Genomic DNA, 10,681 nt, shown 5'->3' on the forward strand with positions numbered 1-10,681 from the left:
TCATCCCGCATTCCGTTAGGAGCTCTTACAGTCAGGCAGTCACTCGGCATTCGTCTCCCCCCCTTGGGAGCTGGCATCCTGCTCGTCGCTTTCTTCCTCGCCCAACTCACCATCCACGTAGCTTGAAGCGGACTGTGCAAGGGTCGTTCGTTGGGCACACCGCACGACGACGCCCGAGTGGCGAGAGGCTGGTGGCGCTCGGACTGGTGTCCCCCGCTTCCTGCCATGACCGCCTGCAGCGCGTACATACGTGCGTTTGTGATCTTCAGATGCACGCGGACGACAGCGCAGGATGTGAGCGTGATCTGAAGATGCGGGGTGCATCCGTTCGAGTGACCCTAGAAGCAGGGGTTCCTGCTGCCCGCCAGGTCCGGCGGCTTTCAGGCGTCCTCATCGTGCTCGCGCCGAGCCGGGGCGGCATTCCACAGCGAGGAGCAAGGGAGTGGCCCATGAGTGACGCAGTGCAGAGCGGTCGTGTCCGGCAGACCGGACAGACAGCGAAGGAACAGGCCTCGGCCACGGCCGATCAGGCCCAGCAGGCGGCTGGTGAGGTGACCGCTACTGCTGTGGAGCAGGCCCGCACGGTGGCAGAGGAGGCCCGGGAGCAGGCCGGCACGGTGGTACGTGACCTGCGGGGCCGGGTAACGGAGGAGACCGAGGAGCAGGCGCGGCGAGCCGCTGGGACGCTGCGGCAGTGGGCTGACGACCTGGGCGGTATGGCGCAGAAGGCGTCCGGCGACTCCCCGGCCCGCTCTTTGGTGACCAAGGCCGCCCTCAAAGGTCACCGCGCGGCGGACTACCTGGAGAACAACGGTGTGGGGGGTCTGATGGAGGATCTGCAGGGGTTCGCGCGCCGTCGGCCGGGTGTGTTCCTGAGTGCGGCCACGTTGGCCGGAGTCGTCGTCGGTCGGCTGGCCAAGGCGGGTACGACGGGCCAGCCGTCGCAGCAGCAGCCGGTACCGGATGGTGAGGAAGGCATGGTCGGCGTGCCGGAGGAGGCCGTGCGGCCTGATGTCCCGAGTTATCCGGGGGTGTGAGATGGCATCGGTTTCGCCGCAGTCGCCGGGGCCTCGGGGGCCGGACCCGTCGGTCGGTGAGCTGCTGTCGACGGTGACCTCGGATGTGCAGGAGTTGTTCCGGCAGGAGGCGGAGCTGGCCAAGGCCGAGATTCGCGAGGAGGCCTCCAAGGCCGGCAAGGCAGCCGGGATGTACGGCGGGGCCGGGTTCGCCGGCTACATGGTGGTTCTGTTCCTGTCGCTGGCGGCCATGTTCGGTCTGGCCAACGTGATGGACACCGGCTGGGCCGCGCTGATCATCGCTGGAGTGTGGGCGGTGATCAGCGCTGTGCTGTACGTGATGGGCCGCTCGCGGATGCGGGAGGTCGCGCCCAAGCCGGAGCAGACCATGGAGACGTTGAAGGAGGATGCGCGATGGGCACGTCACCCGACCAGGTAAGGGCCGGCATTGAGGCGACCCGGGAGAGGCTGTCCGAGGACGTGGACCGGCTGGCCGACCGTGCCAGTCCCCGCCGTGTGGTACGCCGCCGCACAAACCGGGTCCGCGGCGCGGTGTCGGGGCTTCGCACCCGGGTCATGGGAAGCGCCGCGGAGACGGCAGGGCAAACCAGGGACCGCACGCAGCAGGCGGCGCAGTCGGTACGGGAGGGCGCCGGTCAGGCGACGGGCAAGGCACGCGAGGTGGCCGGGCAGGCGACCGACACCGCCCGTGAGGTAGCCGGGGAGGCCGGCGAAGCGGTGCGCCAGGCACCGGAGCAGGCGGCGCGGCAGACCCAGGGCAACCCGCTGGCCGCAGGGCTGATCGCCTTCGGCGCCGGGCTGCTGACCGCATCTCTCATTCCAGCCTCGCAGGCCGAGGAGCAGGCGGCCTCCCGCATCACCGAGCAGGCCGGCCCAGCGCTCGAGCCGGTCAGGCAGGCGACCGTGGAGTCCGCACAGCAGCTCAAGGAAGACGCCACTGGGGCCGCTCAGCAGGCGGTGCAGGAGGTGAAGGACAGCGCTACGGAGGCCGCGAGGACCACGGGCGAGGAGGCCCGCGGCCAAGCGGGGCGAGTGGCTGAGCAGGCCGGCGAGTCGGGGCGGCAGGTCGCCGAGAAGAGCCGTGGGCAGGGCCGCGACACGCTCTGATGTCAGTGCTGCTGCATCCAGCGCCAGTCGGGCACGGACGGCACGTGCATGGAGGGCATGTGGGCCATGTGGGGTGTCCGGCTCATGGCTCGCTGCCAGATTCCCCGGGCCTGCTCCTCGGGACGCTGCTGCTCTCCGTGCAGCGCATTGAGGACGAGTAGGCCGCCTGTCAGCGCCGGGACTGCCCATTGCAGAAAGGCGAGTTGCCGCTGTGCCTTGTCCGTGTCGACGGGGTGCTCCGCCGCCTTTTCTGTGTCTTGCGGGTCACTGGAGGACGCCAGCTCGATCTTCTTGCCCAGCATCCGGGTGTACGCGGTGGCCGCAAGCGCGACTGCGGTCAGAGCGGTTTTCGCCGCGGTGGAGGCGGCCACCCCCTGCTGGCCGGCAACACGCGCCGCGTTCGCCGCGAGCAGGCCACTGCTGCCGACCAGATGGGCGCCTACGGCCGCCGCGCTCACCGGGGCCCACTTCGCCCAACCGGAGCTGGCGATTCTCTCGCGCGTCGGCTGCGCTCCTCCTTCGGCACGCGCCGCGCCGTTGAGGCCGACTGCACCCATCAGAGAACCACCGAACCATGCGGCCAGCCCCAGGTCGTGCAGGCTGCGCAGGACGGTATTGCGTTCCGGCATCTCTCGGCTTCCCTTCGGTGGGCAGTAAGTCCGGCAACACATCGCACCGCGTCCACTGTCACCCTTGCCGACACAGTGCGCACCTTCGGCCCGGCGAACGGGCCTGGGAAGCAGCTGTCGCAACATGCAGTTGATGAGCAGAGGGCAGTAGCTGTCGGTAGTTGCTGGCAAAACCTTCGGGCACCACCGCGCGACCCTGTTCTGGCTGGCCTGGCGGCAGCCGCTGGGACCCGCTGACCAGTCAGCCGCCGTCTCGGCTCAGGCGGCGAGAAAACAGGCAGGACAGACCAGGGTCTCTCGCGCCGCCAACGCGCTAACACAAGCTGGGCTACCGCGCACGACATGCGCATTGCGGCGTTCGGGACCAGCCTTGAAGCACCGTTGGCTCCACAGGCCGACCTCCCCGGGAGGTCCTGTGATCCTGCTCGCTCTGCTTGTACCCGTCCTCATGATGGCGTTGCTTTTTGCCATGGACGCGTTGGAAGAACACCTTTTCCCCCGCCCGCCAGCGGCAGATGAGGTGAAACCGGCAACCGACGGCATTGAGGCGCGCTCGCTCTGACAGCGCTGCGGCTACGTTGGGGGTTGGTCGGGCTGCACAACGTGCGCGCCTGCAAAACCGCGGTGACGCCGCCGGACGGTACCGCGCCACGCCGCGGGACTCGAGTACGGGGGCGTGAGGACGCTCAGCGGGCAGCGGATGCACCGTTTCCTCGGGCCATCGGGCCCGGTGTTCGCGCATGCCGTCATGGCCCGCTTTCGAGGGCCGTGGCATGCCGTTCGGTCAGGCGCCGTCCATGCGGCGCCGGTCTTCCTCGTCCCACTTCCTGGTGTCGCGGGGCTGTGTGTACGGCTCGGCATCGGGGGGGTAGCCGCCGGCGACGGCCCGCTGGCGTACGGTCTCGGCATCGAACTCCAGGCCCAAAAGGATCGCAAGGTTGGTGACCCACAGCCAGATGAGGAAGACGATGACGCCGGCCATCGTGCCGTAGGTCTTGTTGTAGGACGCGAAGTTCGCGACATACAACGCGAACCCGGCGGAGGCGATCATCCAGATGACCAGGGCCAGGAAACTGCCCGGGGTGATCCACCGGAAGCCCTTTACGTCGGCGTTCGGGCTCGCCCAGTACAGGATGGCGATCATGAGAGTGACCAGGACGACCAGGACGGGCCACTTGGCGACCGACCACACCGTCAGCGCCGTGTCCCCGAGACCGAAAGCCTGCCCGGCCTGGCGAGCCAGCCCACCGGTGAAGACCACGACCAGCGCGCTGATCATTGCCAACACCATCAGCACGACCGTCAGCGCGATACGCAGGGGCAGAGTCTTCCACACCGGACGGCCTTCGGGCATGTCATAGACAGCGTTGGAGGTGCGGATGAACGCCGCCACATAACCGGAGGCCGACCACACCGCCAGCACGATACCGGCGAAGGCCATGACCGAACCGATATCAGCGTTGCCCTGGAGCTGCTGAACAGCCCTGGTGACGATGTCCCGGGCCGAGCCGGGAGTGAGCTGCCTGAGATTGTCCAGCACCGTGTCGCTGGCCGCCTTGCCGGTGATGCCCAGCAGGGAGACCAACACCAGCAACGCCGGAAACAGCGACAGGACGCCGTAGTACGTCAGTGCCGCAGCGCGGTCGGCCAGTTCATCGTCCTTGAACTCCCGCAGCGTGCCCTTGAACACCTTGCCCCACGACTGCTTAGGCAGTCCGACCGGTGAATCGGGCGCCGCCGCCTCCACCTGCTCACCAGGCCCGTACTGCTGCTCGCTCACCAGCGGCCTCCAGCCGGCCAGAAGCGGTGACGGCAGCCGCAACGGGTCTGTGACCTTGCAGGTTCTGGTTGCCTGCGTGTCTGCGTTTCAGCAGCCGGATCTCGAGCGCCGAACAGCCAGCCGCACCTCGCAGAACAGAGAGGGTTGCTGGAAAGCGGCTCGGAGCAAGGGCAAGGGGCCTGCTGCCCGCGGCGGTACCGCACGGTCCGGCTCGGGGCACCTATGGCCTCTTGCCTGACGCGGCGCCGCCTGATCACGCCTTCGGCGAGCCGCGCGGCGATGAGCGCCAGGAGCGCTGCCCGGTCCACGGTGGCGGCCGTCGTGCTGTGGGACCTCACGGTCCGGTCGTCGCGCTGCGGTCGGCGTCGCGCAGCGGCCCAGGATGCTTCACCAGCGTGAGCAATGCCCGGCACAGCGTTCCGAGCTCATGCAGGCTGACACCATTGGTCTTGAGCATCTCAGTGGTGGTTGTGATGACGCGCTGGGCGATCCCTTGCTTCGCGCCCTGCATGCGGGGCACGAGCGCGGCAAGCTCGGGCAGAAGATGTTCCATGTGACCGAGCAGCTGGTCGGCGAGCAGCATCCTGTCTGCTTCTTCGGCTGGCGGGTACCACATGGCCGTGTCGTACGCCTGCCGAATCGTGGTGGCGTCAATGGGAGGCCGGCTCGACGTCCTCTGCTGGCAGGGTGGTCGCTCGTCGCTGGGCCGGCCGCAGATGTTGACCGCCTGTGTGAGGCAGCGGCCCACGCCGGTGCCGTCCAGGAGCGGGTGCGATGTACCGGCCGGCTCACTCCAGGACGGGGTATCCCGGCGGTGGTCCAGGGCCAGCGGCCAGCCCAGCTGGATCGGCTCCACGCCGACACCTCCTTGTAATCAGTCAGGCACCATGAGTAATGCCCCGGCAAGAATCATCTAACACAGGCGCCCCAAGGAGGGTTTGATCAGATGGGCGGTGCAGCCGAATCAGTCCAGTCAGCGCGGCCGCCGAGCAGGGCACACACCGCCCGCGCCGGGGCATGAGCAGCTTTCACCCGAACCCAGGGCGACAACCGCCTCAGGCGCCGGTCCGACGGGGAGGCCGCCCTTGACGCAACCGGGACCGCGCAACAAGGAGGTGGGCTCGACTGCACGCTGCCCCAGCATCACCAGCTCAACGCCCGCGAGGCCGGCCAAGCCCTCGCTCGCCAGGCAGGGCGGTGACGGTGCCCGCTGCGGACAGGGCACCGCCAGGCTGCGGCGTCGCCGCCAGGGCTCTAGCCAGCCTCCCGGTGTTGCCTGATTTCCTGGACGCTCGCGGTGAGAGTGCCGTCGTGCTGTTCATAGTGGGACAGCGCGAGACCCAGCCCGAAGAAGGTGGGGGCCCACTCACCCACAAAGATGCCCCACCGGTCGGCGCGGGCAAGCCCGGTTCCGGGTTCCGCCTGGAGGGAGGCCATCCAGGCGGCGACAGTCAGGCCGATGGAGGCGAAAGCAGCCGTGTAGGCGTGCTCGCTGCGGATGCCCATCTCGTGCATCTTCTTGACCATCATGGCGCCGCCCTCCGCCTCACATGCCGGTGGAGCGGCCGGTGGAACGGGTGGATTCCTGGTACCCGTGGCGATCGCGGTCACGGTTCTTGCGCCACGGAATCAGGCCGGCCAGACCAAGGAGGCCGAAGAGACCCCACAGGCCCGCGTCGTCGTCGTCCTCGTTCTGGTTGTCCTGCGCCTGTATCGTCGCGCTGGCGGCCGGCGGGCTCGCCTGTTCGGCAGCGCTCTGGCTGAACGCCGCTCCCGCCGGTCCGAGAGCGAGCACAAGCGCGATGAGTACCGTCCTGGCAGCTCTACGCATAGCGGTTTCCTCCTGTACTGCCTCCGTCGCGTATCGCAGCAGTCGCAGCGGCAACGTCAGCATGTCGCCTATCTCCAGTAACCACAGATATGCCAGATACGCCCGATTTCGCTTGTTTCATGTTCAACGTGCACACCGCCTTCCAGGCGACCGGCAGGCCCAGTTGAAAGCCGAACGGCCGGATCGACGGCACGTCAGACCTTCAGGGCGGCGGCACGCTGGACCGGTAAGGCGCGCCTCAGCTGCGCTCACCGCGCCCGGCATCGAGCCCGCACCGGCTTCAGCAGCAGCGGCCCGGGAGCGGGCAGCACGGACGCCCGGCCGCGACCGCGACCGCGACCGCGACCGCGACCGAGCAGAATAGACAAATGACACCTTCTGGATGAATCACCACGCAGGGGGCGGGTACGCGGCTGGCGTGCCGCTACGAGAGGGGACGGCGATGGGCAGCGCAGCGGCGAGAACAGGATCGGCGGCCTGTGCTGAGCCCTGCCCCTGGCGTTCGCGGCCGTCAGGTGACCGGTTGGAAGTGCCGCAGGCGGCACGGCCAAGGCGCTCGCGCCGTTCGGTCTACGCATAGCGGCCGGCGCCCTTCCCGGACCCCACGGGGTGGTCGCCGCGCCTTCAACGGCACAGAGCGTTGAGCGAGTCAGGCGAGTGATGCCCATGCGCTGCAGGCAATACCCTCCACTCGGGCCGCAAGAAAGCAGACCCACGATGGCGCGGCTCCCGTGCAGTCTTGGCGGGCGCACCCCGCTGGTCGGTGGTTCCGCCTTCCGGTGCGGTGTTGGCGAGCGCTGCTGGGCAGTTGACCGAACGCCCTCGCCCGCCGCAGGGTCCGGCCACCGAAGGGTTCAAGGGCGCAGAGCATCGAATCCCGTAATGCACAAGCTAGTGCGGATGTTCCTGGCGGTGGTGCTGGCGGCGGGGTGTTGGACCCTGTCTTCGGCGAGCGCCGCCTTCGCCGACGCCCCGGTCGACCTGGCCCGCGAAGGGCAGATCACGGACCGGGTCGGGGCCCTCGGCAGCCGGGAACCCGAAGTCGCCCGGGCGCTGGCCCGGCTTGTCGACGAACACCAGCTGCAGCTGTTCGTGGTGTACGTGGACGACTTCTCCGGCCGGCCCCCGCAGCAGTGGGCGAACCAGACGGCCTCACGAAATGAGCTCGGCGCCGACGCTGCGCTGCTGTCTGTCGCCACCGGCGACCGGCAGTATGCCTACGTGGACGCGAGCTCACCGCTGACCCGGCAGGGGCTGGCTGAGGTTGATGCGACGGCGGTCGCGCCGGCGCTGCGGCAGAACGACTGGGCGGGAGCGGCGATCGGTGCGGCACGGGGGTACGGCGCGGTGCTCTCGGGCCAGCCCGTGCCCGCGGTGGCCGTCACGCCCGGAGAGGACGACCCGGGCCGCGGTGAAGGGGCAGGCGTCGCCCAGGGCGGCTGGCTCTTCTTCCTTCTGCTGCCGGCTGCGCTGGCCCTGTTCGCGTACGCCCTGTTCAGACGCAGGGTGCGCAAGGCAGCGGTGCCGCGAGACGGCGAGGAAACGTGGGGCGGACCGCACCCGGATTCGCTGGCGGATCTCGACGCCCGGGCGCGCCAGGCTCTGGTGCAGACCGACAACGCGGTGCGCACCAGTCAGGAGGAGCTGGGCTTCGCCGCCGCGCAGTTCGGCGACGAGGCGACCCGGCCCTTCACCGAAGCCGTGGAAACGGCGAAGCAGGAGCTGACCGCGGCGTTCCGGCTGCGCCAGCAACTCGACGACGCCTACCCCGAGGACGATGTGACCCGGCTGCAGATGGTCCAGGAGATACTGGCGCGCTGCGCCAGGGCCAATCGCCTGCTGGATGAAAAGGCCGACGACTTCGACCGCTTGCGTGCGTTCGAACGCAACGCACCCCAGGCCTTGGCCGCGGCTCAGGCCGCTTTCGACACCACCAGCGGCCGGCTGGCTGGTGCACGGTCCGCCCTGGATGCCATGCGTGAGCGGTACGCCGCTTCGGCCACCGAACCGGTCGGCACCGACCTCGAGCAGGCGGACAGCCGCCTTGCATTCGCGCACGACAGCCTTGAGCAGGCGCGCCAGGCGGTGGAACACGACGACAACGGCGCAGCCGCGATCCGGGTCCGCGCCGCGGAAGCGGCAGTCGCCCAGGCCGGCCGGTTGCTCGACGCCGTCGAACGGCGGGCGCAGGAACTCGCGGACGCAGCCGGCGCGCTGCCAGGCGCACTGACCGAGACGAACGCGGATTTGGCAGAGGCACGTGGCGTGCTGCAGGGAGCCAACGAGCTTCCGACCGCCGCCCTGCAGGGGCGGATCGCACGCGCCGAAACCGTCGCAACCGAGGTGCGCATGGCCATGGACAGCGGCCGGTACGACCCCATCGACGCGCTGCGCCGGGTAGAGGAGGCCGATGCCGGACTCGACGAGGCACTCATGGGAGCCCAGGAGAGCGAGCAGGGCACACGCCGTGCCCGGGCACTGCTCGAGCGGGCGATGCTCAGCGCGCAATCCAGCGTCGGGGCAGCCGTGGACTACATCATCACCAACAGGGGCGCCGTCGGCAGCCAGGCCCGCACCCGGCTCGCAGAGGCGCAACGCAGGCTCCAGCAGGCCCAGGCGCTTTCCGGCCAGGGCGTCAGAGCCGATCCGCACCAGGCCCTCACGGAGGCGCAGCAGGCCGACACACTGGCGCAAGACGCCCTGCTCCTGGCACAGGAGGACGTAGCGGGATTCGGTGCTGCCACGGAGCCCGGTGTGTATGCGGTCTCAACCACCGGCAGCGGACTGGCGGGCGCGATGCTCGGCGGCATCCTGCTCGGCGGTGTGTTCGGCGGCGGCTACGGCGGCCCCGCCAGCTTCGGGGGCGGCGCAACACGCGGCCGGATGGGCGGCGGCCACCTCTGACACCGCCCAATGCCTTCCGCAGCAGTACTCAATTGGAGAGGTGCCATGACCAAGCAGACCATCCTGGGACGGGTCGCACAGCTGGCGCGGGCCAACATCAACGCCCTCATCGACCAGGCGGAGGACCCTCAGCTGATGCTGGACCAGCTGATCCGCGACTACACCAACAACATCGCCGAGGCGGAGCAGGCGGTAGCCGCCACCATCGGCAACCTGCGCCTGATGGAACAGGACTACAGGGAGGACAAGGACGCCGCCACCGAGTGGGGCCGCAAAGCACTCGCAGCCAGCAAGAAGGCAGACGAACTGCGAGCCGCCGGGCACCCCGCGGAAGCCGACCGGTTCGACACCCTGGCCAAGGTCGCCCTGAGCAGGCAGCTCCAGTCCGAGAGAGAGGCCACGTCGGCCGAGCCGACCATCGCCTCCCACACGGCCGTCGTGGACAAACTCAAAACGGGCCTGGACCAGATGCAGCTCAAGCTCGGAGAACTGCAAGGCAAGCGCGACCAGCTCGTCGCACGGGCGAAGTCCGCCGAGGCCCAGAACCGCATGCTGGACGCCGTCAAAAGCATCGACGTACTCGATCCCACCAGCGAAATCAGCCGGTTCGAGAACAAGGTGCGCCGCGAAGAGGCCCGGGCCATGGGCAAGGAAGAACTCGCCGCCTCCTCCCTGGATTCGCAGTTCGAACAGCTCGAAGGACTCGGCGACGCCACAGAGATCGAATCACGCCTGGCAGCCCTCAAGGCCGCATAACACCCGTCCACGAAAGGAACGGACCATCATGACGCAGGTCGAGCAGCCCTTCACCGACGCCAGCATCAAAGTACGCCAGGTCAACCACTACCAGTTCAGCTGGGTAGCAGCCCAAGAACCAGGCCGGCGCGGCACCTTCACGCTGCAGCTGGTCCTGGACGAAGGCGCCGGCGAAGAAGTCCTCACGGTCGACGCCGACGACGCCGACGTCCTGAAGGACCTGCTGGAACACAACCAGACCGTCCAGTACGACGTCCCCCGCCACACCCTCATGTTCGGCGTCACACCCTCCGGCAACTGACACCGAGCAGCCCACCATCCCCCTCCTCCACTCCGCAGGCACCCGCTCACCGAGCAGGCCCCGGAGAGTGGAGCCTGAAGCCTCCGGGGCCTGTCACCCCGGAGGCTCGCCGTTCGAACAGGAGTGCCAACATCGAGCCTGCATACAGGACGCGGCATGGCCCGGCGGACCCCACATCCCAGGCACTCCACGACAGCCCCGCGCACACAGTGGGAGAACGCACAACGGCCTTACGGCCTCGTACCGTGAAGGCCGCGTCGGCGGGCCAGGCGCGGGAGACCTGCCTCGCGCGCCTGGCCCGCGCGGGGCACCAACGCGGCTGCGCAGGCAGACGCT

12 protein-coding genes are annotated in these 10,681 nt (G+C 68.9%); 7 read left to right on the forward strand and 5 right to left on the reverse strand.

Annotated features, from left to right (window positions below; genetic code table 11):
• Window positions 1-449: 449 nt before the first annotated feature.
• From GTY47_RS35680 to GTY47_RS35690, 3 genes are read left to right on the forward strand one after another with little or no spacing between them, the layout of a single operon-like run.
• Window positions 450-1,037 (forward strand): hypothetical protein, encoded by a 588-nt coding sequence (locus tag GTY47_RS35680; protein ID WP_010040429.1) that lies wholly within the window; start codon window positions 450-452, stop codon window positions 1,035-1,037.
• A 1-nt stretch (window position 1,038) separates the two neighbouring features.
• A complete protein-coding gene (locus GTY47_RS35685; RefSeq protein ID WP_029181210.1) occupies window positions 1,039-1,455 on the forward strand; it encodes a phage holin family protein in 417 nt (138 codons plus the stop codon).
• Window positions 1,431-2,144, forward strand: coding sequence for a DUF3618 domain-containing protein (locus GTY47_RS35690; RefSeq protein ID WP_010040431.1), 714 nt, complete (start codon window positions 1,431-1,433; stop codon window positions 2,142-2,144). The genes GTY47_RS35685 and GTY47_RS35690 overlap by 25 nt, the downstream gene beginning before the upstream one ends.
• Before the next feature lie 2 nt (window positions 2,145-2,146).
• Here GTY47_RS35690 and GTY47_RS35695 read toward each other — a convergent pair whose 3' ends face one another.
• On the reverse strand, window positions 2,147-2,773 hold the full coding sequence (locus GTY47_RS35695) for a hypothetical protein (RefSeq protein ID WP_010040434.1): 627 nt from the start codon (window positions 2,771-2,773) through the stop codon (window positions 2,147-2,149).
• A gap of 415 nt (window positions 2,774-3,188) precedes the next feature.
• Between GTY47_RS35695 and GTY47_RS40520 the strand changes: the two genes are divergently transcribed.
• Window positions 3,189-3,335: a hypothetical protein gene (locus tag GTY47_RS40520; RefSeq protein ID WP_010040436.1), complete on the forward strand. Its 147-nt coding sequence runs from the start codon at window positions 3,189-3,191 to the stop codon at window positions 3,333-3,335.
• Window positions 3,336-3,557: 222 nt separating this feature from the next.
• Here GTY47_RS40520 and GTY47_RS35700 read toward each other — a convergent pair whose 3' ends face one another.
• The 4 genes from GTY47_RS35700 to GTY47_RS35715 all read right to left on the reverse strand — a co-directional run bounded on the left by GTY47_RS35700 (window position 3,558) and on the right by GTY47_RS35715 (window position 6,447).
• Window positions 3,558-4,556: a YihY/virulence factor BrkB family protein gene (locus GTY47_RS35700; protein WP_173937350.1), complete on the reverse strand. Its 999-nt coding sequence runs from the start codon at window positions 4,554-4,556 to the stop codon at window positions 3,558-3,560.
• A gap of 331 nt (window positions 4,557-4,887) precedes the next feature.
• On the reverse strand, window positions 4,888-5,409 hold the full coding sequence (locus GTY47_RS35705; RefSeq protein WP_010040440.1) for a hypothetical protein: 522 nt from the start codon (window positions 5,407-5,409) through the stop codon (window positions 4,888-4,890).
• Window positions 5,410-5,807: 398 nt separating this feature from the next.
• Entirely contained in the window at window positions 5,808-6,080 is a 273-nt protein-coding gene (locus tag GTY47_RS35710; RefSeq protein ID WP_040903282.1) for a hypothetical protein, read from the reverse strand.
• A 19-nt stretch (window positions 6,081-6,099) separates the two neighbouring features.
• Complete coding sequence (locus GTY47_RS35715; RefSeq protein ID WP_010040442.1) at window positions 6,100-6,447, reverse strand: WGxxGxxG family protein; 348 nt, start codon at window positions 6,445-6,447, stop codon at window positions 6,100-6,102.
• Window positions 6,448-7,284: 837 nt separating this feature from the next.
• On the opposite strand from GTY47_RS35715, the gene GTY47_RS35720 reads away from it, so the two are divergent.
• From GTY47_RS35720 to GTY47_RS35730, 3 genes are read left to right on the forward strand one after another with little or no spacing between them, the layout of a single operon-like run.
• Window positions 7,285-9,288, forward strand: a complete 2,004-nt coding sequence (locus tag GTY47_RS35720; protein WP_010040444.1) for a TPM domain-containing protein — start codon at window positions 7,285-7,287, stop codon at window positions 9,286-9,288.
• Window positions 9,289-9,333: 45 nt separating this feature from the next.
• The gene (locus GTY47_RS35725; RefSeq protein ID WP_010040446.1) at window positions 9,334-10,044 is read left to right on the forward strand and encodes a PspA/IM30 family protein; all 711 of its coding nucleotides are present in this window, start codon (window positions 9,334-9,336) and stop codon (window positions 10,042-10,044) included.
• A 28-nt stretch (window positions 10,045-10,072) separates the two neighbouring features.
• On the forward strand, window positions 10,073-10,345 hold the full coding sequence (locus GTY47_RS35730; RefSeq protein ID WP_010040448.1) for a hypothetical protein: 273 nt from the start codon (window positions 10,073-10,075) through the stop codon (window positions 10,343-10,345).
• Window positions 10,346-10,681: the final 336 nt, after the last annotated feature.

The sequence above is a fragment of the Streptomyces sp. SID5464 genome (genome assembly GCF_009862985.1).
GTDB lineage: Bacteria > Actinomycetota > Actinomycetes > Streptomycetales > Streptomycetaceae > Streptomyces > Streptomyces chartreusis_D.

Bases quoted from the DNA above. Each gene is read 5' to 3' on its own strand.
- GTY47_RS35690 (WP_010040431.1), top strand. From the start codon at position 1,431: ATGGGCACGTCACCCGACCAGGTAAGGGCCGGCATTGAGGCGACCCGG.
- GTY47_RS35720 (WP_010040444.1), top strand. From the start codon at position 7,285: ATGTTCCTGGCGGTGGTGCTGGCGGCGGGGTGTTGGACCCTGTCTTCG.
- GTY47_RS35715 (WP_010040442.1), bottom strand. From the start codon at position 6,447: ATGCTGACGTTGCCGCTGCGACTGCTGCGATACGCGACGGAGGCAGTA.
- GTY47_RS35695 (WP_010040434.1), bottom strand. From the start codon at position 2,773: ATGCCGGAACGCAATACCGTCCTGCGCAGCCTGCACGACCTGGGGCTG.
- GTY47_RS35725 (WP_010040446.1), top strand. From the start codon at position 9,334: ATGACCAAGCAGACCATCCTGGGACGGGTCGCACAGCTGGCGCGGGCC.
- GTY47_RS35680 (WP_010040429.1), top strand. From the start codon at position 450: ATGAGTGACGCAGTGCAGAGCGGTCGTGTCCGGCAGACCGGACAGACA.
- GTY47_RS35685 (WP_029181210.1), top strand. From the start codon at position 1,039: ATGGCATCGGTTTCGCCGCAGTCGCCGGGGCCTCGGGGGCCGGACCCG.
- GTY47_RS35730 (WP_010040448.1), top strand. From the start codon at position 10,073: ATGACGCAGGTCGAGCAGCCCTTCACCGACGCCAGCATCAAAGTACGC.
- GTY47_RS35710 (WP_040903282.1), bottom strand. From the start codon at position 6,080: ATGGTCAAGAAGATGCACGAGATGGGCATCCGCAGCGAGCACGCCTAC.